The following is a 24,397-nucleotide window of genomic DNA, read 5'->3' on the forward strand; positions in this document are numbered from 1 at the left end:
TGCCATCCGGCGCCGGCCGACGGCAGACCCGCAGGAGCAGAAGAGACCGACTGCCACGAAGGGGAAGCCATGACAGCGACGACCGACGGAAACGCCGGGGCTCTCGGCCCCCTCGCGCCCGCGGCCAGCACCACTCCACCGCACACCACTCCACAGACCACCGCTCCGCAGCACACCACGACCGGCCCCGCACAGCTGGAGGAGGCCGCCGCCCGGGCCGTCCGCGCGGCCACCGGCCACCTCCTCGCCCGCCAGGCCCCCGAGGGCTGGTGGAAGGGCGACCTGGAGACCAACGTCACCATGGACGCCGAGGACCTGCTGCTCCGCCGCTTCCTCGGCATCCTCGACCCCGACACCACCGCGGCCGCCGCCCGCCACATCCGCAGCCGGCAGTACGAGGACGGCACCTGGCCCACCTTCCACGGCGGCCCCGGCGACCTCTCCGCCACCGTCGAGGCGTACGTCGCCCTCCGGCTCGCCGGCGACCGGCCCGAGGACCCGCACATGGCCCGCGCCGCCGCCTGGGTCAGGGAGCGCGGCGGGCTCGCCGCCGCCCGCGTCTTCACCCGCATCTGGCTGGCCCTCTTCGGCTGGTGGCGCTGGGAGGACCTGCCCGAGCTGCCGCCCGAGCTGATCTTCCTGCCGTCGTGGTTCCCGCTGAACATCTACGACTTCGGCTGCTGGGCCCGGCAGACCATCGTGCCGCTCACCGTCGTCTCCGCGAAGCGCCCGGTCCGCCCGGCGCCCTTCTCCCTCGACGAACTGCACGCCGACCCGGACCGCCCGGCGCCGCCCCGCCCGCTCGCCCCGCTCACCGGCTGGGACGGGCTCTTCCAGCGCCTCGACAAGGCCCTGCACGTCTACCACCGCTTCGCGCCGCGCGCCCTGCGCCGGGCGGCCATGAACACCGCCGCCCGCTGGATCGTCGAGCGGCAGGAGAACGACGGCTGCTGGGGCGGCATCCAGCCGCCCGCCGTCTACTCGCTGATCGCCCTCCACCTCCTCGGCTACGACCTGGGGCACCCGGTCATGCGGGCCGGCCTGGAGTCCCTGGACCGCTTCGCCGTCTGGCGCGAGGAGCCCGAGGGTCCCGTCCGCATGGTCGAGGCGTGCCAGTCGCCGGTCTGGGACACCTGCCTCGCCACCGTCGCCCTCGCCGACGCGGGCCTGCCCGCCGACCACCCGGCGCTGGTGAAGGCCGCGGACTGGATGCTCGACGAGGAGATCACCCGGCCCGGCGACTGGGCGGTGCGCCGCCCCGGACTCCCGCCGGGCGGCTGGGCGTTCGAGTTCCACAACGACAACTACCCCGACATCGACGACACCGCCGAGGTGGTCCTCGCGCTGCGCCGGGTCCGCCACCCCGACCCCGCCCGGGTCGACGCGGCCGTCGCCCGCGCCGTCCGCTGGACCGCCGGCATGCAGTCCGGCAACGGCGCCTGGGCCGCCTTCGACGCCGACAACACCAGCGTCCTGCCGAACAAGCTGCCCTTCTGCGACTTCGGCGAGGTCATCGACCCGCCCTCCGCCGACGTCACCGCCCACGTGGTGGAGATGCTGGCCTACGAGGGCCTGGCCGCCGACCCGCGCACCCGCCGGGGCATCGACTGGCTGCTCGCCGAACAGGACCCGAACGGCGCCTGGTTCGGCCGCTGGGGCGTCAACTACGTGTACGGCACCGGCGCGGTGCTGCCCGCGCTCGCCGCCGCCGGCGTCCCCGGCTCCCATCCGGCGGTCCGCCGGGCCGTCGCCTGGCTCGCCTCCGCGCAGAACCGGGACGGAGGCTGGGGCGAGGACCTGCGCTCGTACGACGACCGCTCCTGGATCGGCCGGGGCGCCTCGACCGCCTCGCAGACCGCCTGGGCCCTCATCGCCCTCCTCGCCGCCGGGGAGCGCGACTCCGAGACCGTCCGGCGGGGCGTGGCCTGGCTGGCCGAGACCCAGCGCGAGGACGGCTCCTGGGACGAGCCGTACTTCACCGGCACCGGCTTCCCCTGGGACTTCTCCATCAACTACCACCTCTACCGGCAGGTCTTCCCGCTCACCGCGCTCGGCCGGTACGTGCACGGCGAGCCCGAGCCCGGCGGGAGGCGGTGATGGGCCGGGACCGCCCGCCGGGCGAGCCGGGCCCGCCGGGGGTGCCGCGAAGGCCGGGAGCGCCGGAAGGACCGGGGGCACCCGGAAGGCCGGGCGAGCCGGGAGGAGCCGGGGCCGGCGTCCCCCCGCTCCTCGTCGCCTGCGCCCTCGGCATCGAGCGCCTCGCCCTGCGCGGCGGCGGCGAGCGCGGCGGGGCGCCGGGACCGGTCCGGGTGGTCCGCACGGGCATGGGGCCCGCCCACGCCGCCCGCGGCGTGGAGCGGGCGCTGGCCCGCGAGGGCTGGGCCGGGGCCGCCGTGATCGCCTCCGGCTTCTGCGCCGGGCTCGCCCCCGGCATGCACCCCGGCGACCTGGTGGTCGCCGAGGAGACCCGGGGCCCCGGCGGCCCGCTCGCCTGCGACGGCACCGACCTGCTCGTCAAAGCACTGGCCAGGGCGGTGCCCGGGCGGACCGTCCACACCGGCCCGCTGACCGGCTCCGACCACGTGGTGCGGGGCCCCGAGCGGGCCGCGCTGGCCGCCGGCGGGGCGATCGCCGTCGACATGGAGTCCGCCGCCACCCTCCGTACCGCACGGGCGGCCGGACCCCGCCCCCTTGCCGCCGTACGGGTGGTCGTGGACGCCCCCGAACACGAACTGGTCCGGATCGGCACGGTACGCGGGGGAATATCGGCCTTCCGCGTCCTTCGTGCCGTCCTTCCCGCTTTCTTCGAATGGCACCGTTCTCTGCTGCTCCCCAGGAGGTGAGCCGGTCATGGCCATGCCGCTCCGTCAGTCCGTCCGGGTCGGGACCTATCTCTTCGAACAGAAGCTCCGCAAGCGGGACAAGTTCCCCCTCATCGTGGAGCTGGAGCCGCTCTACGCCTGCAACCTCAAGTGCGAGGGCTGCGGCAAGATCCAGCACCCGGCCGGGGTGCTCAAGCAGCGCATGCCGGTCGCCCAGGCGGTCGGCGCCGTCCTGGAGTCCGGCGCCCCGATGGTCTCCATCGCCGGCGGCGAGCCCCTGATGCACCCGCAGATCGACGAGATCGTCCGCCAGCTGGTCGCCCGCAGGAAGTACGTCTTCCTCTGCACCAACGCGATGCTGCTGCGCAAAAAGCTCGACAAGTTCACGCCCTCGCCGTATTTCGCCTTCGCCGTGCACATCGACGGACTGCGCGAGCGCCACGACGAATCGGTGGCGAAGGAGGGCGTCTTCGACGAGGCGGTGGCGGCGATCAAGGAGGCGAAGCGGCGCGGATTCCGGGTCACCACGAATTCGACCTTCTTCAACACCGACACCCCGCAGACGATCATCGAGGTGCTGAACTTCCTCAACGACGACCTCCAGGTCGACGAAATGATGATCTCGCCCGCCTACGCCTACGAAAAGGCGCCCGACCAGGAACACTTCCTCGGCGTCGCGCAGACCAGGGAACTCTTCAAGAAGGCGTTCGCCGGCGGCAACCGGCGCCGCTGGCGGCTCAACCACTCGCCGCTCTTCCTGGACTTCCTCGAAGGGAAGGCCGATTTCCCCTGCACCGCCTGGGCGATCCCCAACTACTCCCTCTTCGGGTGGCAGCGCCCCTGCTATCTGATGAGCGACGGCTACGTCCCCACCTACCGCGAGCTCGTCGAGGAGACCGACTGGGACAAGTACGGCCGGGGCAAGGACCCGCGCTGCGCCAACTGCATGGCGCACTGCGGCTACGAACCCACCGCCGTGCTCGCCACCATGGGCTCGCTCAAGGAGTCGCTGCGGGCGGTCCGCGAGACCGTCTCCGGCGGCTGAGGGGCCGGCCATGACCGACGGGTTCGACCTGCGGGCGCTCCTCGCCGAGCGCGGCGGCGAGCGGTACGAGCTGCACGCCCGGTACCTCAATCCGCAGCTGCCCCGGATGCTGCACACCATCGGCTTCGACAAGGTCTACGAGCGGGCCGCCGGCGCCCACTTCTGGGACGCCGACGGCGTCGACCACCTCGACATGCTCGCGGGCTTCGGCGTCATGGGCCTCGGCCGGCACCACCCCGTCGTCCGCAAGGCCCTGCACGACGTCCTCGACGCGGACCTGCCCGACCTCACCCGCTTCGACTGCCCGCCGCTGCCCGGCCTCCTCGCCGAGCGGCTGCTCGCCCACAGTCCCCACCTCGACCGGGTCTTCTTCGGCAACAGCGGCACCGAGGCCGTCGAGACCGCCCTGAAGTTCGCCCGGTACGCCACCGGGCGCCCCCGGATCGTCTACTGCGACCACGCCTTCCACGGGCTCACCACCGGAGCCCTCTCCGTCAACGGCGAGAAGGGCTTCCGGGCGGGCTTCGACCCGCTGCTCCCGGACACGCCGATCGCGCTCGGCGACCTCGGCGCCCTGGAGCGCGAGCTCCGCCGGGGAGACGTGGCCGCCTTCGTGGTCGAGCCGATCCAGGGCAAGGGCGTCCACGAGGCCCCGCCCGGCTTCCTGGCCGCCGCCCAGGAGCTGCTGCACCGGCACGGGGCGCTGCTGATCGCCGACGAGGTGCAGACCGGCCTCGGCCGGACCGGGGACTTCTACGCGTACCAGCACGAGGACGGCGTCGAGCCGGACCTGGTGTGCGTGGCGAAGGCGCTGTCCGGCGGCTACGTGCCGGTCGGCGCCACCCTCGGCAAGGAGTGGATCTTCAAGAAGGTGTACTCCTCGATGGACCGGGTGCTCGTCCACTCGGCCAGCTTCGGCTCCAACGCGCAGGCGATGGCGGCCGGGCTCGCGGTGCTCTCGGTGATGGAGTCCGAGGGGACGGTCGCGCACGCGCGGCGGATCGGCGGCCTGCTGAAGGGCCGCCTGGAGGAGCTGGTGCCGCGCTACGAGCTGCTGCACCAGATCCGCGGCCGGGGGCTGATGATCGGCATCGAGTTCGGCCGGCCGAGCTCGCTCGGGCTGCGCGGCCGGTGGACGATGCTCCAGACGGCCCGCAAGGGGCTCTTCGCGCAGATGGTGGTGGCCCCGCTGCTCCAGCGGCACCGGATCCTCACCCAGGTCTCGGGGGACCACCTGGAGGTGATCAAGCTGATCCCGCCGCTGGTGATCGACGAGGCGGACGTGGACCGCTTCGTCACCGCCTTCACGGCGGTCATGGACGACGCCCACGGCGGCGGCGGACTGGTCTGGGACTTCGGCAGGACCCTGGTCAAGCAGGCGGTCGCCCAGCGCTGAGGGGCGGCTTCCGCGGTTTTTGCCTCTGGGGCAAGAAACTTGCCTCAGAGGCACGATCCTGGCGGAATGGACGCATGGACCACGTCCCCCGGGGCCCCGCCCCGGAAACCGCCGCCCCCGACCTCGTGCCCGACGTCGCCCCGCAGCTGCGTGCCCTGCGTCGGCGCCGGGGGCTCACCCTGGAGACGGCCGCCCAGCGGGCCGGGCTCTCCCCGGCGCACCTCTCGCGCCTGGAGACCGGGAACCGGCAGCCCTCGCTGCCGATGCTGCTGGGCCTCGCCCGCATCTACGGTACGACGGTCGCCGAGCTGCTGGGGGAGACCCCCGCCGAACGCGACCCGGTGATCCGGGCCGGCCGCTCCGAGCCGGTGGAGGCGGACGGCTGGGTCTACCGGCAGGCCGGCGGCGCCGGCCGGGCCATGCAGTGCCTGCGCGTCCACGTGCCGTACGCCACCCGGGCCGACATCGTGCGCGTCCACCCCGGCGAGGAGTGGCTGCACGTCCTCGAAGGGCAGGTCCGGCTCGCCCTCGGCGAGACCGTGCACCTCCTCGACCCCGGGGACAGCGCGCACTTCGACTCGCTCACCCCGCACCGGATCGGCGCGGCCGGCCACGCCGGCGCCGAGGTGCTCTTCGTCCACACGCTCCTCCAGAGCCCCGCCGCCGAACTGTGCCTGGGCGGCGGCGCCCCGCACCCCCGCTGAACCCTCGAAGGGTTGGTCGACATGTCCGAGAAGTCAGTCCATTCCGCACCGGTCACCGGCGAGGAGCGCGGCGAGGGCAAGTTCCCCAAGGGGCTGGTGCTCCGCCTCTTCGCCTACCTGATCGCCGGCCACCTCTTCGCCGGCTTCCTCTACCTGCTCTTCATGCTCGGCGGGCAGAACCAGTAGGACCGGTCGGGCGCGGCGGTCTCACCCCTCGGCGAGCAGCCGTTCCCGCAGTCGCTCCCGGGTCGCGGGCGCCAGCTTCAGCCCGTCCGCGAGGTAGGCGTCCACGGAGCCCCAGGTCGCCTCGATCGTCTCGAAGGCGGCCCGCAGGTACTCCACCCGGGCCTCGAAGAGCGGGCTCAGCAGCTCCACCACCTCGGGCGCCATCGCGTCCTCGGCGGTGGAGCTGCGGCGCACCCGGTAGCGGCGGTGGGGGGCGTCGGACTTCAGGTAGTCCGCCTCGATCGCCTCGCGCTCCACGCCCAGCGCGAGCAGGGTGATCGCGATCGAGAGCCCGGCGCGGTCCTTGCCGGCCGCGCAGTGCATCAGGGCCGGGACGGACTCCTCGGCGAGGGAGTGCAGGACCCGGCTGTGCTCGGCGGTCCGCTCCACGACCATCCGGCGGTACGAGCCGGTCATCCGGTCCGCGGCCCTGCCGTCGCCCAGCAGGCCCCGCAGCGTGTCGAGGTCGCCCTCGCGGACCATCCGCCAGAACTCCTTGCCCTCGGCCGGGTCGCTCAGCGGTATGTTCACGTTCCGCACGCCGGGGAGCTCGACGTCCGGCCCCTCCACCCTCGCGTCGGCGGCGTTGCGGAAGTCGAAGATCGTGTGCAGGCCGAGGCCGGAGAGGAAGGCCGCGTCGGACTCGGTGGCGTCGGCGAGGTGGCCGCTGCGGAAGAGGGCGCCGGGCCGGACGGTGCGCCCGTCCGTGGTCGGCAGGCCGCCCACGTCCCGGAAGTTGCGCACCTCGGCGAGCTCGGACTCTCCGGGTTCGAGGGGCTGGACCTGCGGCGACTGCTGCGTCACGGATGCTCCTGGGGGTTAGACGTTCACGGGGCCGGGAGGAGACCGGCTTCCCGCGCGATCATCTCCGACATCATCCCCGGAGCGGGACGCCCGCCACACCTCTGGGGAGGTAATGGGCGATCTGTCCGTATTGATAGATCTTGGGGTAACGCGCCCTGGTTATGGGGGAGATGGAATTCCACGCGTGAGCAGGGTCATAGAAGTGACGGATCGTGGCCGACCGCCCGGTCCAATCACCGCCCCGGAAAAGGGAGTCGAGGGACCGTCATCGACGGAGGGTGACCGGAATTCCCGGCCCGAAGATCGCCCCGGAATGCCCGCCGAATTCCGCGGCTTGTTCGCGCCGACCCCGCTCGTCTAGCGTCGCCGTCAATCCGGTCGGACCGCCTAATCCTGCCACCGCCCGGAATTCGACCCCATCCACGCACGGCAGGAGCGGGGGACCCAAGGAAGTACGCCGGTCCCGCGACGCAGGACGGCTAGGGGTGAAGCCGCGTGAGAACGCGGCCGGACATCTCCAGTCCGAACCCGACAGCTCACCTCGCAGGCGCCGGAGAGGAATTCGCCATGCCCGCGAAGGGTAAGCACCGCCGTCAGAAGTCCACCCTCATCACCCGCGGTCTCGTCGCCGCCGGCACCGGTGGCGCCGTCGTCGCCCTGCCGCTCATCGGCGCGACCGGCGCCCACGCGGCCGAGCAGGCCGCCCCGGCCGCCGTCCCCGCCGCGGTGACCACCGCCGCCGTCCAGGCCCAGGCACCCGCCGCCGCCCCGAAGGCCGCCGCCCCGACGACGTACTCGGTCGTCGCCGGCGACTACCTCTCCAAGATCGCCGCCGAGCACGGCGTCACCGGCGGCTGGCAGAAGCTCTACGCCGACAACCGCCAGGTCGTCGGCGAGGACCCCTCGCTGATCCTCCCGGGCATGAAGCTCACCCTCGGCGCCCGGAACACGGCCAAGGCCCCGAAGCCCGCCGCCGTCCAGGCCGCGCCGAAGGCCGAGCGCAAGGCCGCCGCCAAGACCGAGCGCAAGGCCGCCCCGAAGGCCGCGTCCTCCGGCGAGGGGACCCGCGCCTCCCGCTCCGCCGAGCGCGCCGCCGCCCCGGCCCCGGCCCGCGCCGCCGCCGAGTCCACCGGCTCCGCCGCGCAGCCCGCCTCCGCCGGCTGGGTCGCCCCCGTCTCCGGCGGCGTCTCCACCCCCTACCGCGCCTCCGGCTCCATGTGGTCCTCCGGCTACCACACCGGCGCCGACTTCATCGCCTCCACCGGCACCACCGTCCGCGCCGTCGGCGCCGGCACGGTCGTCTCCGCCGGCTGGGGCGGCGCCTACGGCAACCAGGTCGTCATCCGGCACGCCGACGGCAACTACTCGCAGTACGCCCACCTCTCCTCCCTCACCGTCTCCGCCGGCCAGTCGGTGACCGGCGGTCAGCAGATCGGCCTCTCCGGCTCGACCGGCAACGTCACCGGCCCGCACCTCCACTTCGAGATCCGCACCAGCCCCGACTACGGCGCGGACATCGACCCGCTGGCCTACCTGCGCCAGCACGGCGTCGGCATCTGAGACGGCCCCCGAGGCGGTGACCGGACGGCTCGGACGCCGTCCGGAGCAACGCGCCCCCGCGAAGGCCCGGCACCCCGTGCCGGGCCTTCGCCCTATTCCGGCTTGGCAAATTCTTTATCGGTGGCATATGTCACCCGCCGTCAACCCCTCCTTACGGTCGCGTAGGTCACACAAAAAACGGAAGGATGGGGTGCCGTGGCAGACGATTCGAGAGAAACAGACAAGAACGCGTTCGGGTCATTCGGGTCGTACGCGGCGATCGGTGACAGCTTCACGGAAGGCGTCGGGGACCCCGGGCCCGACGGCACCTACGTCGGCTGGGCGGACCGCTTCGCGGTGCTCCTCGCCGACCAGCTGCCGGACCCCGAGGACTTCCGCTACGCCAACCTGGCGGTCCGCGGCCGGCTCCTCGACCAGATCGTGGCCGAGCAGGTGCCCCGGGCGAAGGAACTCGCCCCCGACCTGGTGACCTTCTGCGCGGGCGGCAACGACATCATCCGCCCCGGCACCGACCCCGACGACGTGGCCGAGCGCTTCGAGCGGGCCGTCCGCGACCTCACCTCCGCCGTCGGCACCGTCATGGTGACCACCGGCTTCGACACCCGCGACGTGCCCGTCCTCAAGCACCTGCGCGGCAAGATCGCCACCTACACGGCCCACGTCCGCGCCATCGCCGACCGCTACGACTGCCCGGTCCTCGACCTGTGGTCGCTGCGGTCCGTCCAGGACCGGCGCGCCTGGGACGACGACCGGCTGCACCTGTCGCCCGAGGGGCACACCCGGGTCGCGCTGCGCGCCGCCCAGGTCCTCGGCCTGCCGGTCCCGGCCGACCCCGACCAGGAATGGCCGCCGCTGCCGGTCCGCGGCACCCTGGAGGTCCGCCGCGACGACATCCTCTGGGCGCGCGAGTACCTGGTGCCGTGGATCGGCCGCCGGCTGCGCGGCGAGAGCTCCGGGGACCACGTCGAGGCCAAGCGCCCCGACCTCATGCCCCTGTAGCCCCCGCGGCCCACGGAGCGCCGGCGGGAATCCTCTCCAGGACCCCGCCGGCGAAGACGTCGTACAGCGGCAGCGTCTCCAGGTGGACGTAGCCGATGTGGCAGTCGCAGACGGCGAGGGGACAGGGGCGCGGCCGCAGCGCGGCGCGGTACGAGCCGTCGTACAGGTTGCCCAGCTCGTCCCGGACGAAGTGGCAGCGCCGCACCGTCCCCTCCCCGTCCACCGACACCACCGACGCGCCGGTCCGGCAGGGCAGCCCCGCCGAGCGGTGCGGATGCCGGCTGTAGCCGAAGAGCGGGTCGACCGCCGTCCACGCCGCCGCCTCCGCGTCGGTGTACGCGTGCCCCTCGGCGGCGTTCACCCACAGGTAGACGTGGTCCGGCAGCGCGTTCCGCAGCCGCACCGCCTCCCCGTGGTGCTCGGGCAGGCCCACGACGCCCACGCTGAACCGGACGCCCCGGGCGGCCAGGTCGAGCGCCTTGCCGAGGAAGCGGTCGTACGGCGTCTGCCCCGGGTGGTACGTGCACCACAGCGCCAGCGAGTCCCGGTCGGCGTCGTCCAGCCACGCGGTCCGGCCGCTCAGGTTGGTCTGGATCGCCACCCGCTCCACGTGCGGCAGCAGCGACAGCTCCACCATCGCCCGCCGGTACCAGGAGCGGACCAGGCCCTCGCCCCACGGGGTGAAGAGGATCCGCAGCCGGTCCCCGTCCTGCCCGGCGGCCCAGCCGGTGAACCGCTCCAGGGCCGCCCGGTCCGCCCGCAGGGTCCGCGGGGAGTCCCGCCGCTTGGCGAAGGGGCAGTACGGGCAGTCGTAGTCGCAGGAGGCGAGCGGCCCCCGGTACAGCAGCGTCAGGTCCACGGCCCGCCCCTACTTCGGCTCGTACGCGGCCATCGCGGCCCGCACCTCGGGGGAGAACAGCTCGGGACCCAGCCCGTCGGAGTGCGCGAGCCCCTCCGCCGACAGCCGCAGCAGCCCCTCCGGAGCCGTCCCGTCCAGCCAGCCGTACTCCGCGAACCGCTCCAGCTCCGGCCCGAAGTCCTCCCACGGCGACGTCCCGAACCGCTCCGCGTACCCCGCCCGGTCCATCCCCTCCGCCTGGAGCAGCGACTGGAGCAGATGGCGGCGGCGCGCCTCCGCGCCGTCCACCCGGCGCCCCACCCGGGCCCGGGAGAAGTCCCGGGTCTCCGTGTAGGCGTCGACGATCGACCGGATCTCCCGCATGTCCACGGCGTAGTCGAAGGAGTAGTGCAGCGCGGAGGTGTAGGAGCGGGCGCCGCAGCCCAGGCCGACCATGCCGTCCGTCTGGCAGGCGTGGTCGTCCGGACCCTCCGGGGCCGCGCCGGACCGCCGGAACATCCGCATGGACACCTGCTCGTAGCCCTCCGCGAGGAGGTGGTCCCGGCCGGACCGGTACAGCCGCAGCCGCCGCTCGTCCCACTCCCGGTCCGACTCGGCCGGGCCCGAACGGCCGAGGCCGGTCAGCGGCCGCACGTACAGCGGGTACAGGTACAGCTCCTCGGGCCGCCAGGCGAGCGCCGCGTCCAGCGAGTACCGCCAGGACTCCTCCGTCTGCCCGTCGATGCCGTAGATGAGGTCGATGTTGAGCACCGGCACCCCGGCGTCCCGGATCCGGCCGAGCGCCGCCTCCACGTCCGCCCGGCGCTGCGGCCGGACCGCCGCCCGCGCCTCGGCGGCCACGAAGCTCTGCACCCCGATGCTGAGCCGGGTCGCGCCCCGCGCGGCGAGGACCGCGAGCCGGTCGGCGGTGGCGGTGGCCGGCGAGGTCTCCACGGACAGCGGCACCGCCCGCAGGTCCGCCCCCATCCGGTGCTCGGCGATGTCGCAGAGCCGCTCCAGCTCGGCCGCGGTCAGGAAGGTCGGGGTGCCGCCGCCGAACGCCGCCGCCGCGAACCGCACCGGCGCCCCGTCGCCCAGCGCCTCCCGCACCGCTGCGGCCTGCCGGTCGAGCGCGTCGAGGTAGCGGGTCGTCAGCCCGTCCGGGGCGCCGATCCGGGTGAAGAGGTTGCAGAAGCCGCAGCGGACCTCGCAGAACGGCACGTGAGCGTAGAGCGACAGGGCGTCCTTCGGCTCGTCCGCCCAGAGCGCGGCCAGCTCCGGGGGCTCCGGCAGCGGCCGGTACGCCGTCTTGTGCGGGTAGGCGTACACGTACGAGCCGTACGGGCGCGGGCGCGGGGTGCCGGTCACGCGGCGGCCCCTTCCCGGGGACCGTCCAAGACGAACTGCGCGTACGGCACCGTCCACACCGCCTCGTGGCCGATCCGGTGGCCCGTGTAGCCGTCCTCGCCGTACGCCGTGCCGTGGTCCGAGCAGACGATCGCGAAGCAGCGGCGGCGGCTGCTCATCGCCGCGAACAGCCGCCCGACGTGCCGGTCGACGTACTCCAGGGCCGCCGCGTGGGTGGCCCGCGAGTCGCCGTCCTCACGGCTCGCGCCCGGCAGGTGGAACCAGTTGGGCTGGTGCAGGGCGGACACGTTCACGAAGAGGAAGAGCGGGCGCCCGGCGGGCAGCGCCGCCACCACCTCCTCGGCCCGCGCCACCTGCGCCTCGAACGAGGTCGGCGACGCGACCCCGAACGACGGCTCCCAGTGGCTCTCCTGGAAGAGGCCGGGGAGCACCGAGCCGAGCGGCGGCTGTTTGTTGAAGAAGCCGACGCCGCCCACGCACACCGTCCGGTAGCCGTCGGCGGCGAGCGCCGCGACCAGGTCCGGGGCGTCGTACGCGTACGTGCGGGACGCGGTGGTCTCGCTGCCCGCGAACCGGGCCGCGAAGAGCCGCGGATGCGGTCCCGGCTCGGCCGGGGTCGGCAGGAACCCGGCGAAGATCGCCTGGTGGGAGGCGTAGGTGAAGCTGCCCGGCGCGTGCCGCCGCTCCCAGCGGCCCCCCGGGAGGTGGCGGGCCAGGTTCGGTGTGCGGCCGGCCGCGGCCAGTTCGGCGGCCACGTCGTACCGGAGGGTGTCGAGGGTGACCAGGAGCAGGTCGTGGCTGCCGACGATCGTGTTCATGTCGGGCTGGTTCACGGGGTGCTCGTTCCTGTGGTGCGTGTTCACGTCCTGCCGGTTCCTGTGGTGACGGTCGCTGTGGTGGCGGTCGCTGTGCCGCTCGTTCCCGCGACGGGTGCTCCGGCGCGGTCCGGCGGGCGGTCCAGGAGGTCGGCGACCTGGGCGCCGTAGGTGTCCAGACCCTCGGCGCCGCTGCCCGGCAGTCCGGTCAGCCCCGGCAGCAGGTCCCCGAAGGCGTTGACCTCGCCGACCGCGAAACGCCGCCAGCCCGCCCCCGGCAGCAGGTCCACCCCCACGCACCGGGTGCCGGGGAAGGCCGCCGCCGCCCGCTCGCACACGGCGAGCGCCTCCTCCCAGCGGCTCCCGGCGGCGGCGATCGCCGCCCGCGCCGCCGCGAGGTCGCCGCGGGCGCCCCCGAGGTGCAGATTGGTCAGCGGCGAACGGCTGGTGCGGACCACCGCGTGGGTGGCGCGCCCGCCGGTCACCACCACCCGCAGGTCGGCCGCCCGGCCGCCCTGCACCGCCTTCGGCAGCCAGCGCTCCACGTGCAGCCCGTCCGGGGCGAGCGCGTCGACGAGCGCGCCGACCTCCCGTGCGCCCGTGTAGCGCCGCACCCGCAGCGAGTTGAAGAGCCGTCCGGCACCGTCCCGCTCCACCGAGGTGACGGCCTGCACCCGCCCGCCGCCGGCCGTCTCCAGGGCGAGCACCCCGGAGGCGGAGGAGCCGTGGGCGGGCTTCACGAAGACCCGGCGCAGCCCGGCGGCGGCCATCAGGGCCACCAGGTCGTCCCAGCCCCGCACCGGCGCCCCGGCCGGACCGGAGGTCGGCGAGGCGGGCACGGGCACCCCGGCGGCGGCGAGCCGCCCGTGGGACAGCCGCTTGTCGAAGAGGACCGCCGTCTCGGCCGGATCGTCCACCAGCACCGCCCCGGCCCGCGCGGCCCCGGCCGCGAGCCCGGCGAGGGCGGCGGTGAACCGCTCGTACCAGAGCCGCCCGCCCTCCACCCGGGCCGGATCGTCGGTGCCGCGCAGCAGCCGGTCCACCGCGGGCACCTCCCCGGGCGAGTCGACGCGGACGGTCTCGCCCGCCGCGAACCGGGCCCGGCCGCACAGCACGTCGAGCCAGGCGACGGCCCGCGCCCCGGGCAGCCCGGCGGCGCGCAGCGCGTCCTGGAAGAACGCGACGCGGCGCCCCGCCGGGTCGCCGACGACCACGAGGCGCGGGCCGGCCGTCATTCGCCGGTGGAGACGTAGCGCCAGACGTCCCCGTCGCCGTCGTCCTCCGGCTCCTGCGGGTCGTCCAGGACGACCCGGACCCCGTGCGGGGCGAGCGCCGCGGTGAGCCGCTCCGCCATGGCCTCCGACAGGTAGTGGTGCTCCAGGTCCAGCTCCCGCAGATGGGTCAGCGGCTGCCCGTCGAGCAGCGCGGCCGCACCCTCGTCGGTCAGCACGCCCATGCTGAGGTCGAGCCGGTCGAGACGGGCGACGACCGGGGCGCTCGCCACCGCGGCGGCCAGCAGGTCCTCGATCACGCTGTTGCACAGGCCGAGGCTGCGCAGGGCCGGGAAGCCCTCGCCGGAGAGCAGCGGCGCCAGGTCGGCGGGCGAGGAGTCGCCACCGTACTCGTCCGTCCCGAGCCACAGTTCGATCCGCTCCAGCGCGGGCAGCTCGCTGCCGGCGATGCCACGCACGACCTCGGCGCCCAGCCCGCCGGACTCCACGACCAGCGTCTCCAGGCCGGGGTGGACCAGCGAGGGGAAGGCGAGGTGGTTGCCTCCGCGCACGCCGAACTCCCGCAGGCCCGGGTAGGCGGCGAGCAGCGGCGTCACGTCGGACTGGACGATCCAGGAGATCTCGCAGAGCGCGACCCTGTCTGGCCCTGGACCTGGGGTGATACCAACTCGCCCACCCCTAGTGGGAAACGAGTGGGAGATGATCTAGGAATCACCACCCTCTGCAGACCGCCGCTGGAAGGCATCCCAGCGCCCTTGCAGAGTCCTCGTGATGGCGCGCTCCATCGGTACCGTCACACTGCTGTAGATACCCTCCACGCCATCCATCTCATGCCCCATCCGGGCCTCGACGGCGTAGCGGCTGTGCTCCAGCTCCTCGTCCAGCCACGCCTTGTGGCTGTGCCGCAGCAGGTACATCCGCTTGCCCTGGAACTCCGGCACAGCGGGGATCGCGGGCCGGGGGATACGCACCCCGGGGCCCTTCGGCCGCTCGTCGGCGCCGCCCCTGATCTCGTACCAGTAGTCGCCGTTGAAGTCGCCGGCCGCGAGGCAGCCGCCGCGGTAGGCGGGGAACACCCAGCGGCTGCTGTGCGAGGCCAGCATCGCCTCCAGCATGTCCGCGAGGAACGGGGGGATGACGAGAGTGCGCTGGCTCCCGTACTTGGGCGGAAAGAACTCCGCCCCCTTCACCCTCTTGGTGCGCTGGGCCTGCCGCTCCACCCGGATGGCCGGCAGCAGATCCGCTCCCTTGCCGTAGCGCTCCAGGTCCTCGTCGTACCGGTCTGCCTCTTCGGGATCGAGCCTCAGGTCGGAGGCCGGCCAAGCCGGGTAGCAGTACTCGCGGGTGAGGCCGAACAGCTCTCCGGGCCGCATCCCGGTCATGGCCATCGTCCAGATCATCACGTAGCCGGGCTCGCCCAGGAGCACGCGGGCGTTACGGGCCAGCGCCTCGACGGTCTCCTCGGACACGTCTCGCTTCCGTTCCTTCGGCTTCTTGACGAACTTCCCGCGCTTCTTCGTGCGTTCCACCGGAGAGGTCTTGATGAGCCGGGGAACGGCGTCATCGAGGATCATGCCCAGGGTCGACAGCACGTTCTTGGCCGTGGCCGGGCCGACCTTCTGCTGGATGTGCTTCTTGAAGGCCCGGTAGGTCAGGGGGTCGATGTCGCCGATGGCCAGATGGCGGAAGTAGGGGCGGATGTGCGTCTCGACGCGGGACCGGTAGGCCAGCTCGGTCGAGTATGCGTAGTCCATCGCGGCCAGCCAGTCGTCGAGCCACGTGTCCATGAGGGTGGCCCGGTCGCGGTTCTTGATGTGGGTGCCGTGCCGGATCTCGTAGAGCTTGTCCTGGCCGTGCCGGTACGCCTCGCCCTCGTCGGTGAACCCGCCCTTGGACTCGTACCGCTTGCGGCCGTTGGGCAGGAACTCGCCGGCCCACCACTTCACACGGCAGGTGTTTCCCCGCCATTCGACATGCACGAACTGGTCGAAGTCGGCCATGCGACTACCCCCTCTGCACTGTGAGGACGCGGTGCCCGGCAGTACCCCTACCGCCGGGCGTCCGCGTTCCCATGATCTCAGGGCAGGCTGCCGAGGGGGCAGCCGTGGCACTGACCACAGGTTCCTCCGAGGCCCTGCACCAGCTCTCGCAGAGCGTTTCCGGCCTCGCTGTGGGGGTTGAGCTGGCGAGGGATGACACAGACGATCCCGCTGTCGGTCTTGAGAGCCGTCCCGTGGAAGTCGGGCCCGTAGTCGACGATGAGTGCGTCTTCTTGCAGCATGGCTCCCCCTGCTGGGTTGGTACTGGGAGCCTTCGAGGGTGTGCCATGACTCTGCCACGGAAAGTGGAATCCGGTACTAGTTGTGGCCGAACTTGTTCGGTCGTTTTTATCAGTATCTGAGCAGCCGAAAAGGTTGTACGACCATGGGACTAGTTTGAACCGCCGAGAAGCCCTTTCTCCTTGAGGTCGGCGACGACTCGCTCGCTGAGAGCTCTGATCTCGTCGGCTGTCAGGCCACTCGTCGTAGCGATCGCCGCGAGCTGGACGACGTCCTTGGCGGTGTCGAACGCCTCTGGCGGGATGGGTGAGATCGAGACACCGGGAGCCCCGTCTGCGGGAGCGACGGGCACTGGGCTGCGGCCCTCCAGGACGGCTACGCAGCTTCCGGGCGCCCACTGCAGCACGGGGTCGACTCTGCTGTAGCTGAGTTCACGCACGGGCAGCCCGTCTTCGATGCGTTTCCAGGTGCCGGGGGAGATGCCGGCGGTGCGGGCTGCGTTCTTATAGCCGAGGCCCAGGGCCAGTCGGCGCTCTTTGACGGCCTTCGCGAGGGCGTCCAAGTCACGGGGTGCCATGCCCCTCATAGTGACAGGGCCAGCTAGGGCCAGCCAGGACCAGGGTGCACTACGGCCCAAATTTTGACCCTCCCCTAAGGCCCACTTAAGCCCGCTCGAACGCCGCCCGAGGGTCGAGTGTGTGGCACTCAGTGTCCAACTTGAACCCAGTAGGGTCCAACTAGTGCTGGACATGATGGTCCAACTAGGTCTACCTTCAAGGCATGCACCAACCCCCAGCCACCCTCCCGGTGGACGGGCCCGAGCTGCGTAAACGGCGCATGGCCGCAGGTCTCGAAATCGACGACCTCGCCACCGCTGCCGGCATAAGCAGGTCGTACCTGAGCCACCTGGAGACCGGGTCCCGCACCCAGATGCGACCCGCTCGGTACAAGCGCCTGTTCGACGCCCTCTCGGCTGCCGAGAGGGCTCAGACGAACCCCCACGGGGACACAGACAAGGAGTGACATGCCTGGCGACAGGAGCGAGCGGTACCTGAAGTACGAGATGCCGCAGGAGCCGAAGGACCCGAACGCCGACATCCTCACCGTCCAGGAAACGGCCTGGATCCTCAAGTGCAGCGTGAAGACCGCCCGCCGGCGCATCGCCGCCCTGGACATCAAGCGCAAGCCGGGACGACGCGTTGTGACGACCAAGGCTGACCGCCAGCTGCTGCTCGACGACAGCCTGGTCCAGCCGGCGAAGAACACCCCGCGGCGCGGCCGCCAGGGCCTGGGCCGTATGCCGCTCGGCCCCCTCGCCGCCTAAGCGCGGTATGCGGGCCGCCGCCGGAGGTCAGAGCCCGACGGCCGGCCCTAGATCCACCCTCGCCATCCAGACAAGAGAAGGGCAGACCCTTGCCTACATCATCCCCCGAGTCGCGGCAGGTCGTGAAACTCGACCTCTCGGTCGGCTCCATCCACACCACCATGGTCGACGGCCACCCGCACATCGTGCTCAAGCCGGCCGTCGAAGAGCTCGGGCTCAGCTACCCCGCCCAGTACCGCAAGCTCCAGACCCGCTCTTGGGCCTCCGTTGCTCAGAGGGCAATGCAGGTCCCCGGCGACGACCAGACCCGCACGCACACCACGGTCACGGTCCGCACGTTCTTGATGCTGCTGGCGACCGTGAACGAGAACAAGGTCGCCGAGTCCGCCCGCCCGACGCTGGTCGCGTTCCAGAACGAGACCGCGGACGCGATCGAGGCGTACTGGACGCAGGGCGGCGCGATCAACCCGCGTGCCACCGAAGAGCAGCTCGACTCCCTGATCTCCCGCGCGAAGCAGCAGGCCGAGATCCTGTCGATCCTGTCGGGCATCGTCGCCCCCGACTGGCTGGAGATGAAGGGCCGCCTCGTCGCCGCCCGCGCCCTCGGCGAGGAGCCGGAGATCGACCCCCTCGACGTGCCGCTGTACGTGCCCGACTTCCTGAAGGACAAGGGCCTGAAGCGGAAGCAGATCGAGTCGGTGCAGTCCTGGTTCGGCCGCCGCGCCGCCGCCCTGTACGAGGCCGAGCACGGTGAGAAGCCGGGACGCCGGCAGGCAGACCTGCCGAACGGATCGGTCCGTGAGACCTACGCCTGGACGGCCCGCCACCTGCCCCTGTTCGAGGAGACGTGGGACCGCTTCTACGCGAGCCAGTACCCGACCCAGCTCAGCCTCGGCGGTGCAGCGTGATCACCTTCCGACTTGCTTCCGTCCCGATGCCGCACCGGGTCGCCGAGATGGTGCTGGCCGCCATGCCGGAGCCGGTCGGCCAGGCCGTGATGGAGACGGAGGACGCCCTCCGCGAGATCGGCCGCTTCCGCCCGCTGGCCTCCGCTGATGACCGCATCGACTTCGAGGCCGAGCTCGGCCGTCTCGCCGCCCGCAACAAGATCCTCGCCGCCTGTCACCCGCGGTTCGCGGTCTCCCCCTGGGGGCGTGCCGCATGACCGCCCGCGACCTCGAGCGCCTGGACGTGCAGCTGGCGGACCTGATCGAGGCTCTCCGGATCCAGGCCGGCTGTCTCGCCGAGCAGGCCCACCAGATGGACCCGTTCGACGCCGCGTTCGCCCGCCTCGCCTGCGAGCACGGCGACCGCTGCTCCACCCCCGACACCTACCCCACGTGGACGCCCAGGAGGGCCTCGTGAGCGACACCAAGTCCGCCCTCCGATTCGCCGAGGACGTTGCCGAGCACGAGCTGGAGATCGTCCTCGACCAGGGCGTGCACCGGCACCTGCGCTTCAAGGCCCCCGACCACAGCTTCTACTGGTTCGAGATCGTCACCTGGCCCGGCAGCCTCGTCATCCGCGGCGACGTCAGCGACCACGCGTTCTCCCAGCAGACCACGTACATGCTCAGCCTCGCCGAGGACATGCTGCCGTACTTCCGCGGCAACGGCCTCAACCCGTCGTACTGGGCGCAGAAGGTCCGCGGCGGCGAGGGCGTCACCCGCTTCTCGTCCGATGCGTTCCGCCGGCAGGTCGTCGAGGAGCTCAAGACCTACGGCGCCGACTCGAAGCTGATGGCGGCTGTCCGCGAGGAACTGCTGGAGGGCTTCTCCTTCGGCGGCGAAGAAGCCGCCCGCGAAGCCCTGGACTCCTTCAGCTTCGGAGACTTCCGCTTCCACGACATCTTCGAGTGGGACCTGACTGAGCCCACGCCGCAGTTCCTCTGGTGTCTCCGCGCGATCTTGTGGGGCATCGCCCGCTACGACGAGGTCAAGGCCGAGATCGCCGCCGAGGCTGCCTCGTGACCCGGGCCTGGCTGCAGCTCGCCGCCACCACCGCCGGATCTCTCTTCCTGCTGGCCCTCGGCCGCCACCTCAACCGGAGTCCCCGATGACCGACTGGCTCAACGAGATCAAGGACTGTGCCGACGCCGCGACCGACGGCACCTGGTGCATCGAGTACGACGGCGCCACCTACAGCATCACCGGCAACCCCGCGGCCGGCACCGCCATCTGCACGATGACCAACGAGGCCGGCCTCGACGGCGCCGCCCAGACGTGGGCCAACGCTCACTTCATCGCCCGGGCCCGCGCCGACATCCCCCGGCTCCTCGACTGGATCGACCAGTTGCAGGCCGAAGTCGACAGCCTGCGCGCGGAGAAGGACCAGCTGCGGCAGGTGCTCATCAGCGGAGCTGCGGCGTGAACGGCTACCTGCGCTGCCCGGCGCCCCACTGCACGCATCACACGACCGGCGCCAACCGCGAGACCGCGGCCGAGACCATGACCGACCACCTCATCCGCGCCCACGGCCTGCCGGAGGTGTCGGCCAGCTACCAGGCCGACCTGCTCCTCCCCATCACCACCAACCCGCAGGCCGCCTGACTCGCCGGGCCGGCGGTGACCCGACCCGCAGGCCCGGCGCCCAAGCCACCACGCAGGACGCCCCGTCGAGGCGTATTCGACGGGGCGTACCTCAAGCATCCCAGAAAGGGACCCCGTGACCACCATTCTGACCAACGACCTGCAGCGCATGCTGAAGCAGGTAGCCCCGCACGCCAGCACCGACGACACCATCCCGACGCTCACCGCCGTCCACCTGGAGTCCCGGGACGGATACCTCTACGCCGTCACCACCGACCGCTACACCATGGCCGTCTCCCGCCAGGCCATCCTCAACACCGGCGAGTGGAAGACCGCCATCGCTGGTGCCCACGTCCCCACCATCCTGGCCTGGCTGAAGACCAACACCGACATCTCCATCACGGCCCTCGGCGGAGACATCCCGACCGTCACCCTGAACGGCACGGTCAACTCGCTGACCATCGCCGCTCTGCCCGCCTCCACCGTCCTGCCCGACTGGCGGCGTCTCGTGCGGAAGTTCTTCGACATGGGGCTCAACCCGGTCCCCCTGACCGGCGTGACCCCGAAGTACCTGGCCCGATGGAAGGACGCCGCGCAGGTGCTCCACCTCTGGCAGGCGGCGCCGGGGGCCGCGTTCGTCTTCATGGACGACCGGTCGGAGTTCATCGGCATGCAGATGCCGATCCGCAACGACCAGACGTCCCGCGAGGAACTGTTCGACGGCTGGCGGAAGAGCCTGACCCGGTACGTCGACGTCGGCGACATCCGCTTCAACCTCGACGAGGACATGGTCGACCGGGACGGCGACCCGTGGAAGTACTCCGGCGAAGACCAGGATGGCGAGCCGCTGGTCCACCTGCTGGGCATCGAGGACGACACCTTCCCCCTCGCCGCCGCCGTCAGCCAGTTCGGCCTCCGGCCGGCCGCCTGACCCACCCCAGACCGGCGCGTCGAGCCCTCCCCCCGGCTCCGCGCCAGCCAGGCCGCCCCAAGCCCCCAGCGCGGGGCGGCCTGGGCCCCAAGCCATCAAGGAGCCCTTCATGGACCACGCCATCACTCCGGAAGTCGCCAACCATGTCCTGGCCCACTACGGCCGCGGCGGCTACCAGGCCGGCAGCTTCACCGAGCAGATCATCAAGGCCATCGACATGGCCGACGTCGACAACCGCGACAAGCTCGCCCACGGCTTCCCCGGCTACGTCGCCGCCGTCGTCGCCATCCAGTACGACCCCAACGGCGTGGCCCACCTCAAGGCCATCGCGGCCGGCGAGCAGGTGGCGGCGTGATCACCTGCCCCTGCGGCGACACCGCCGGCCCGTTCGTCCGCACTCCCCAGGGCGCGCGCTGCGAGGACTGCGCCGACACCGAAGGCGGCCAGCAGTGACCGCGGCGGCAGGAGCCCCCGAGCTGGGCCTGCACACCGACCTGTCCAACGAGGCCTACCACGCCGACAAGACCAGCCTGTCCTCGTCCGGCGCCCGGAAGCTCCTGCCGCCGTCCTGCCCCGCCAAGTTCCGCCACGAGCAGGACCACCCCCAGCCCGCCACCAAGACCTTCGACTACGGCAACGCCGCCCACAAGGAAGTCCTCGGCAACGGACCCGAACTCGTCCTCGTCGACCACGACCTGTGGAACACCGACGCCATCCGGGCCGAAGTCGCCGCCATCCGCGAAGCCGGCGGGATCCCGCTCAAGCGCCACGAACTCGACATGATCAAAGCGATGGGTGAGGCGCTCCTCTCCAACCCCCTCGCCGCCGCCCTCCTCGACCCCGCCTCCGGGGCCCCCGAACAGTCTGGCTTCTGGCTCGACGGCCCCACCGGCATCCGCCGCCGCGTCCGCTTCGACTGGCTCCCCACCGGCCAGTCCGGCCGGCTGATCATCCCCGACTACAAGACGTCGGACGACGCCAGCGAGGACGCCTTCCAGAGGGCGGTCGCGAAGTACGGCTACAACATGCAGGCCGCCTGGTACGAGGAGGCCGCGCAGGTCCTCGGCCTCGGCGGTGACGACACCGAGCTCCTGTTCATCGTGCAGGAAAAGAAGCCGCCCTACCTGGTGAACGTCATCGGCATCGACTACTTCGCCCGCGAGATCGGCCGCGCCAAGAACCGGGCCGCCATCGAGACCTTCGCCGACTGCATGGAGACCGGGGTGTGGACCGGCTACGGCGACGAGCCGAACTACGTGTCCCTCCCCGGCTGGACCGAGAACCGCGACAAGGAGACCTACCTGTGAACGCCCCCAGCCCCAGCCCCGCCAGCCGCATCGGCCAGTCGACGGCGATCGAGATGTCGCGGGCCGAAGCCGAAGTGAAGGCCGCGGTCTTCATCGCCCAGCAGAACCCGCGCAACATCGAGAACGCGCAGAACGAGATGCGGTTCGCCTGCCGCCAGTACGCGCTCGCCGAGAAGGCGTTCTTCTCCTACCCGAAGGCCGGCGAGACCGTCAGCGGCCCCTCCATTCACCTGGCCCGCGAGCTCGCCCTGATCTGGGGCAACGTCCAGCACGGAACGATGGAGCTGTCCCGCGACACGGTCCTCGGCCAGTCCGAGATCCTCGCCTACGCCTGGGACCTCCAGCGCAACTCCCGCTCGTCGCAGATCTTCATCGCCCCGCACGTCCGCGACACCCGGAAGGGGAAGAAGGACCTCACCGACCTGCGGGACGTGTACGAGAACAACGCGAACCTCGGCGCCCGCCGGCTCCGCGAGGCGATCTTCGCGATGCTGCCGGCCTGGTACACGGCCGAAGCCATCACGATCTGCCAGGAGACCCTCGCAAAGGGCGACGGGACCTCCCTGGAGCAGCGGATCCAGCAGGCCATCGACGGCTACAAGCGGGTCGGCGTCACGGTGCAGCAGCTGGAGACGAAGGTCGGCTACCCGCGGGCTCGCTGGGACGAGGCCGACATCGCGAACCTCCAGGTCGTCTTCCAGTCCGTCGCCAAGGGCGAGATGAGCCGCGACGAAGCGTTCCCGCCGCCCCGCATCACCGCCGCCGAGATCACTGGCCAGCAGCAGTAGCCACCCCACCCCGACCGGAAGGACTCTGCCATGACCCGCCGCCTTTCCCCGGCTGAGCGTCTCGCCTCCGCCGAGAAGGACCTGCTGCTCGAAGACATCGCCGACCAGTCGTCGTGGGACCGGTTCCTCGTCGAGCAGGCCGTCTACCACTTCGGCACCCGCCACAGCGAGTTCTCGGCGAACGACCTGCGCGACGTCCTGCCCGAGCTCGCCCACGGCTTCCTCGGCGCCGCGATCAACAGCCTGCGGACCGCCGGCGTCATCGAGCACACCGGCCGCGTCGTGCCCTCCACTCTGGCCTCCACCCACGGGCATCGGCTCGGAGTCTGGCGGCTGAGTGTCAAGGGCCTCGTCATAGCCGAGCAGCGCCGGGCCCGGGGCCAGCAGCCGCAGGCCGCCGCATGAGGCGCCGGCCGTGGGTCCAGCGCGAGATCGCCGCCTCCTGGATCCTCATCGACCTCCGCCGCTGGCGCGACGACCACCGCACCCGGCAGGCCATCACCGACCTCGCCACCTGCCACGCCCTGTGGAACCTCCCCGCACGACAGCCCCGGAAGGAGACCGGACAGTGACCACCGACCGCGAACCGCCGAACCACGACAAGCTCACCTGCTACGTCAACTACCGCTGCCGACGCCCGGCCTGCGTGGAGCGCTACAACGAGCGGACACGTGAACGTCTGCAGAGCCAGGCATCGGGCGAATGGGACAGGCTCGTTGACGCCCAGCCGGTCAAAGATCACGTCAAGAAGTTGATCGACGCGGGCGGCACGCCTCACGCAATCATGGCCCTCTCTGGAGTAGGAAGCTGCGCAATCCGCAGCCTGCTCCCGCCGGGACACCCCAGCAGGATCCGACACGGCCACCGGGTGACCCGCGAGACCGCCGAACGCATCCTCGCCGTGGCCGAGATCGACGTCACCCCGCCCCTCATCAACGCGTGCGGCACCGCTCGCCGCACTCAGGCCCTCGTCGCGTCGGGCTGGCCGATCATCTACCTGGCTGAGCCCCTCGGATTCAACAAGAAGTACATCTACGAGTTCCTCAAGCGGGCCAGTGCACCCGGCGGGGCAGAGGCTTGCGCGAGGACCGCACAGCGCGTTGCACTCGCCTACGAAGACCTCAGCAGCAAGCGGCCAGCCAAGTCGGGCATCAGCAAGAGGTCGGTGGCCTCCGCTCGCCGCTACGCAGCTTCCCGCCGCTGGCCGGACGTCGCCTACTGGGCCGACCGCATGGACGTCATCGACGACCCCGACTTCGAACCGCTGTACGGGGTCACCCGCCGTGAGCTCGTCGCCCAGGACGCGAGCTGGGTGATGCGGACCACCGGCGCCGACAAGACCACCGCGGCCGAGCGTCTCGGAGTCACCCGCTCGTACATCGAGCACGCCTTCCGCGAGTACCCCCAGTACGCGCTCGACACCGCCGCCTAG

General features: G+C 71.9%; 31 protein-coding genes, 1 pseudogene and 1 riboswitch. Of the genes and pseudogenes, 23 read left to right on the top strand and 9 right to left on the bottom strand.

The annotated features are described in order from the left end of the window. The first annotated feature begins 69 nt into the window (after positions 1-69). From shc to IE326_RS40305, 6 genes are all read left to right on the top strand, one after another. Positions 70-2,097, top strand: coding sequence for a squalene--hopene cyclase (shc, locus tag IE326_RS40280; protein WP_150234949.1), 2,028 nt, complete (start codon positions 70-72; stop codon positions 2,095-2,097). Continuing rightward, a complete protein-coding gene (locus IE326_RS40285) occupies positions 2,097-2,843 on the top strand; it encodes a phosphorylase family protein (RefSeq protein ID WP_190045146.1) in 747 nt (248 codons plus the stop codon). Before shc ends, IE326_RS40285 begins: the two co-directional genes overlap by 1 nt. A 7-nt stretch (positions 2,844-2,850) precedes the next feature. Further along, positions 2,851-3,867: an adenosyl-hopene transferase HpnH gene (gene hpnH, locus IE326_RS40290; RefSeq protein WP_150234945.1), complete on the top strand. Its 1,017-nt coding sequence runs from the start codon at positions 2,851-2,853 to the stop codon at positions 3,865-3,867. Between the two features lie 10 nt (positions 3,868-3,877). After that, positions 3,878-5,263, top strand: a complete 1,386-nt coding sequence (locus tag IE326_RS40295; protein ID WP_190045147.1) for an aspartate aminotransferase family protein — start codon at positions 3,878-3,880, stop codon at positions 5,261-5,263. 74 nt (positions 5,264-5,337) lie between these two features. Continuing rightward, positions 5,338-5,967, top strand: coding sequence for a helix-turn-helix domain-containing protein (locus IE326_RS40300; RefSeq protein ID WP_150234941.1), 630 nt, complete (start codon positions 5,338-5,340; stop codon positions 5,965-5,967). Positions 5,968-5,988: 21 nt separating this feature from the next. Next, positions 5,989-6,153, top strand: a complete 165-nt coding sequence (locus IE326_RS40305) for a DUF6126 family protein (RefSeq protein ID WP_170313972.1) — start codon at positions 5,989-5,991, stop codon at positions 6,151-6,153. Positions 6,154-6,174: 21 nt separating this feature from the next. Here the strand turns inward: IE326_RS40305 and IE326_RS40310 are convergent, their stop codons facing one another. Then, positions 6,175-6,996 carry a tyrosine-protein phosphatase gene (locus IE326_RS40310; RefSeq protein WP_190045148.1) on the bottom strand — a complete coding sequence of 274 codons (822 nt, stop codon included), beginning with the start codon at positions 6,994-6,996 and terminating at the stop codon, positions 6,175-6,177. Positions 6,997-7,398: 402 nt separating this feature from the next. Further along, positions 7,399-7,559: riboswitch (cyclic di-AMP (ydaO/yuaA leader) on the top strand. Between the two features lie 4 nt (positions 7,560-7,563). On the opposite strand from IE326_RS40310, the gene IE326_RS40315 reads away from it, so the two are divergent. Continuing rightward, a complete protein-coding gene (locus tag IE326_RS40315; protein ID WP_190045149.1) occupies positions 7,564-8,556 on the top strand; it encodes a M23 family metallopeptidase in 993 nt (330 codons plus the stop codon). Positions 8,557-8,751: 195 nt separating this feature from the next. Continuing rightward, positions 8,752-9,555 carry an SGNH/GDSL hydrolase family protein gene (locus IE326_RS40320; RefSeq protein ID WP_150234935.1) on the top strand — a complete coding sequence of 268 codons (804 nt, stop codon included), beginning with the start codon at positions 8,752-8,754 and terminating at the stop codon, positions 9,553-9,555. Here the strand turns inward: IE326_RS40320 and IE326_RS40325 are convergent. The 8 genes and pseudogenes from IE326_RS40325 to IE326_RS40360 all read right to left on the bottom strand — a co-directional run bounded on the left by IE326_RS40325 (position 9,542) and on the right by IE326_RS40360 (position 16,664). Further along, positions 9,542-10,414, bottom strand: a complete 873-nt coding sequence (locus tag IE326_RS40325; RefSeq protein WP_150234933.1) for an STM4011 family radical SAM protein — start codon at positions 10,412-10,414, stop codon at positions 9,542-9,544. The two genes, IE326_RS40320 and IE326_RS40325, sit on opposite strands and share 14 nt — an antisense overlap. A gap of 9 nt (positions 10,415-10,423) precedes the next feature. Continuing rightward, entirely contained in the window at positions 10,424-11,761 is a 1,338-nt protein-coding gene (locus IE326_RS40330; protein ID WP_190045150.1) for an STM4012 family radical SAM protein, read from the bottom strand. Then, positions 11,758-12,579, bottom strand: a complete 822-nt coding sequence (locus IE326_RS40335; protein WP_190045163.1) for an STM4013/SEN3800 family hydrolase — start codon at positions 12,577-12,579, stop codon at positions 11,758-11,760. Before IE326_RS40335 ends, IE326_RS40330 begins: the two co-directional genes overlap by 4 nt. A gap of 41 nt (positions 12,580-12,620) precedes the next feature. Next, positions 12,621-13,811 carry an STM4014 family protein gene (locus IE326_RS40340; RefSeq protein WP_190045151.1) on the bottom strand — a complete coding sequence of 397 codons (1,191 nt, stop codon included), beginning with the start codon at positions 13,809-13,811 and terminating at the stop codon, positions 12,621-12,623. Beyond that, a pseudogene (locus tag IE326_RS40345) lies at positions 13,808-14,434 on the bottom strand (STM4015 family protein); the annotation flags it as partial. The pseudogene IE326_RS40345 and the gene IE326_RS40340, both read right to left, overlap by 4 nt. A gap of 78 nt (positions 14,435-14,512) precedes the next feature. Then, positions 14,513-15,808: a tyrosine-type recombinase/integrase gene (locus IE326_RS40350; protein WP_190045081.1), complete on the bottom strand. Its 1,296-nt coding sequence runs from the start codon at positions 15,806-15,808 to the stop codon at positions 14,513-14,515. 77 nt (positions 15,809-15,885) lie between these two features. Next, positions 15,886-16,089, bottom strand: a complete 204-nt coding sequence (locus IE326_RS40355; protein ID WP_190045080.1) for a hypothetical protein — start codon at positions 16,087-16,089, stop codon at positions 15,886-15,888. A 149-nt stretch (positions 16,090-16,238) separates the two neighbouring features. Then, positions 16,239-16,664, bottom strand: a complete 426-nt coding sequence (locus IE326_RS40360) for a helix-turn-helix transcriptional regulator (RefSeq protein WP_190045079.1) — start codon at positions 16,662-16,664, stop codon at positions 16,239-16,241. Positions 16,665-16,867: 203 nt separating this feature from the next. On the opposite strand from IE326_RS40360, the gene IE326_RS40365 reads away from it, so the two are divergent. The 15 genes from IE326_RS40365 to IE326_RS40430 all read left to right on the top strand — a co-directional run bounded on the left by IE326_RS40365 (position 16,868) and on the right by IE326_RS40430 (position 24,397). Continuing rightward, positions 16,868-17,110: a helix-turn-helix domain-containing protein gene (locus IE326_RS40365; RefSeq protein ID WP_190045078.1), complete on the top strand. Its 243-nt coding sequence runs from the start codon at positions 16,868-16,870 to the stop codon at positions 17,108-17,110. 1 nt (position 17,111) lies between these two features. Further along, positions 17,112-17,411, top strand: coding sequence for a hypothetical protein (locus tag IE326_RS40370; protein WP_190045077.1), 300 nt, complete (start codon positions 17,112-17,114; stop codon positions 17,409-17,411). 89 nt (positions 17,412-17,500) lie between these two features. After that, a complete protein-coding gene (locus IE326_RS40375; RefSeq protein WP_190043619.1) occupies positions 17,501-18,319 on the top strand; it encodes a phage antirepressor N-terminal domain-containing protein in 819 nt (272 codons plus the stop codon). Continuing rightward, positions 18,316-18,576 carry a hypothetical protein gene (locus tag IE326_RS40380; protein ID WP_190045076.1) on the top strand — a complete coding sequence of 87 codons (261 nt, stop codon included), beginning with the start codon at positions 18,316-18,318 and terminating at the stop codon, positions 18,574-18,576. The genes IE326_RS40375 and IE326_RS40380 overlap by 4 nt, the downstream gene beginning before the upstream one ends. Beyond that, entirely contained in the window at positions 18,573-18,776 is a 204-nt protein-coding gene (locus IE326_RS40385) for a hypothetical protein (protein WP_190045075.1), read from the top strand. Before IE326_RS40380 ends, IE326_RS40385 begins: the two co-directional genes overlap by 4 nt. Further along, positions 18,773-19,381 carry a hypothetical protein gene (locus IE326_RS40390; RefSeq protein WP_190043615.1) on the top strand — a complete coding sequence of 203 codons (609 nt, stop codon included), beginning with the start codon at positions 18,773-18,775 and terminating at the stop codon, positions 19,379-19,381. Before IE326_RS40385 ends, IE326_RS40390 begins: the two co-directional genes overlap by 4 nt. Before the next feature lie 85 nt (positions 19,382-19,466). Further along, entirely contained in the window at positions 19,467-19,781 is a 315-nt protein-coding gene (locus IE326_RS40395; protein ID WP_190045074.1) for a hypothetical protein, read from the top strand. Then, complete coding sequence (locus IE326_RS40400) at positions 19,778-19,960, top strand: hypothetical protein (protein ID WP_190045073.1); 183 nt, start codon at positions 19,778-19,780, stop codon at positions 19,958-19,960. The genes IE326_RS40395 and IE326_RS40400 overlap by 4 nt, the downstream gene beginning before the upstream one ends. Positions 19,961-20,075: 115 nt before the next feature. Then, positions 20,076-20,870, top strand: a complete 795-nt coding sequence (locus tag IE326_RS40405; RefSeq protein ID WP_190045072.1) for a phiSA1p31-related protein — start codon at positions 20,076-20,078, stop codon at positions 20,868-20,870. A 109-nt stretch (positions 20,871-20,979) separates the two neighbouring features. After that, a complete protein-coding gene (locus tag IE326_RS41350; RefSeq protein ID WP_229915714.1) occupies positions 20,980-21,225 on the top strand; it encodes a hypothetical protein in 246 nt (81 codons plus the stop codon). Between the two features lie 94 nt (positions 21,226-21,319). After that, on the top strand, positions 21,320-22,177 hold the full coding sequence (locus tag IE326_RS41355) for a PD-(D/E)XK nuclease-like domain-containing protein (RefSeq protein ID WP_268983044.1): 858 nt from the start codon (positions 21,320-21,322) through the stop codon (positions 22,175-22,177). Further along, complete coding sequence (locus IE326_RS40415) at positions 22,174-22,965, top strand: hypothetical protein (RefSeq protein WP_190045071.1); 792 nt, start codon at positions 22,174-22,176, stop codon at positions 22,963-22,965. Before IE326_RS41355 ends, IE326_RS40415 begins: the two co-directional genes overlap by 4 nt. 30 nt (positions 22,966-22,995) lie before the next feature. Beyond that, the gene (locus IE326_RS40420; protein WP_190043610.1) at positions 22,996-23,370 is read left to right on the top strand and encodes a hypothetical protein; all 375 of its coding nucleotides are present in this window, start codon (positions 22,996-22,998) and stop codon (positions 23,368-23,370) included. Continuing rightward, positions 23,367-23,537 (top strand): hypothetical protein, encoded by a 171-nt coding sequence (locus IE326_RS40425; protein ID WP_190045070.1) that lies wholly within the window; start codon positions 23,367-23,369, stop codon positions 23,535-23,537. The genes IE326_RS40420 and IE326_RS40425 overlap by 4 nt, the downstream gene beginning before the upstream one ends. Next, the gene (locus IE326_RS40430; RefSeq protein WP_190045152.1) at positions 23,534-24,397 is read left to right on the top strand and encodes a hypothetical protein; all 864 of its coding nucleotides are present in this window, start codon (positions 23,534-23,536) and stop codon (positions 24,395-24,397) included. The genes IE326_RS40425 and IE326_RS40430 overlap by 4 nt, the downstream gene beginning before the upstream one ends.

Source organism: Streptomyces filamentosus, from assembly GCF_014654895.1.
Lineage (GTDB): Bacteria > Actinomycetota > Actinomycetes > Streptomycetales > Streptomycetaceae > Streptomyces > Streptomyces filamentosus.

Coding starts and splice junctions, on each gene's coding strand:
- hpnH (WP_150234945.1), top strand. CDS start 2,851: ATGGCCATGCCGCTCCGTCAGTCCGTCCGGGTCGGGACCTATCTCTTC.
- IE326_RS40365 (WP_190045078.1), top strand. CDS start 16,868: ATGCACCAACCCCCAGCCACCCTCCCGGTGGACGGGCCCGAGCTGCGT.
- IE326_RS40350 (WP_190045081.1), bottom strand. CDS start 15,808: ATGGCCGACTTCGACCAGTTCGTGCATGTCGAATGGCGGGGAAACACC.
- IE326_RS40370 (WP_190045077.1), top strand. CDS start 17,112: ATGCCTGGCGACAGGAGCGAGCGGTACCTGAAGTACGAGATGCCGCAG.
- IE326_RS40395 (WP_190045074.1), top strand. CDS start 19,467: ATGACCGACTGGCTCAACGAGATCAAGGACTGTGCCGACGCCGCGACC.
- IE326_RS40335 (WP_190045163.1), bottom strand. CDS start 12,579: ATGAACACGATCGTCGGCAGCCACGACCTGCTCCTGGTCACCCTCGAC.
- IE326_RS40385 (WP_190045075.1), top strand. CDS start 18,573: ATGACCGCCCGCGACCTCGAGCGCCTGGACGTGCAGCTGGCGGACCTG.
- IE326_RS40305 (WP_170313972.1), top strand. CDS start 5,989: ATGTCCGAGAAGTCAGTCCATTCCGCACCGGTCACCGGCGAGGAGCGC.
- IE326_RS40425 (WP_190045070.1), top strand. CDS start 23,367: ATGAGGCGCCGGCCGTGGGTCCAGCGCGAGATCGCCGCCTCCTGGATC.
- IE326_RS40360 (WP_190045079.1), bottom strand. CDS start 16,664: ATGGCACCCCGTGACTTGGACGCCCTCGCGAAGGCCGTCAAAGAGCGC.
- IE326_RS40340 (WP_190045151.1), bottom strand. CDS start 13,811: ATGACGGCCGGCCCGCGCCTCGTGGTCGTCGGCGACCCGGCGGGGCGC.
- IE326_RS40285 (WP_190045146.1), top strand. CDS start 2,097: ATGGGCCGGGACCGCCCGCCGGGCGAGCCGGGCCCGCCGGGGGTGCCG.
- IE326_RS40300 (WP_150234941.1), top strand. CDS start 5,338: ATGGACCACGTCCCCCGGGGCCCCGCCCCGGAAACCGCCGCCCCCGAC.
- shc (WP_150234949.1), top strand. CDS start 70: ATGACAGCGACGACCGACGGAAACGCCGGGGCTCTCGGCCCCCTCGCG.
- IE326_RS40315 (WP_190045149.1), top strand. CDS start 7,564: ATGCCCGCGAAGGGTAAGCACCGCCGTCAGAAGTCCACCCTCATCACC.
- IE326_RS40355 (WP_190045080.1), bottom strand. CDS start 16,089: ATGCTGCAAGAAGACGCACTCATCGTCGACTACGGGCCCGACTTCCAC.
- IE326_RS40295 (WP_190045147.1), top strand. CDS start 3,878: ATGACCGACGGGTTCGACCTGCGGGCGCTCCTCGCCGAGCGCGGCGGC.
- IE326_RS41350 (WP_229915714.1), top strand. CDS start 20,980: ATGGACCACGCCATCACTCCGGAAGTCGCCAACCATGTCCTGGCCCAC.
- IE326_RS40420 (WP_190043610.1), top strand. CDS start 22,996: ATGACCCGCCGCCTTTCCCCGGCTGAGCGTCTCGCCTCCGCCGAGAAG.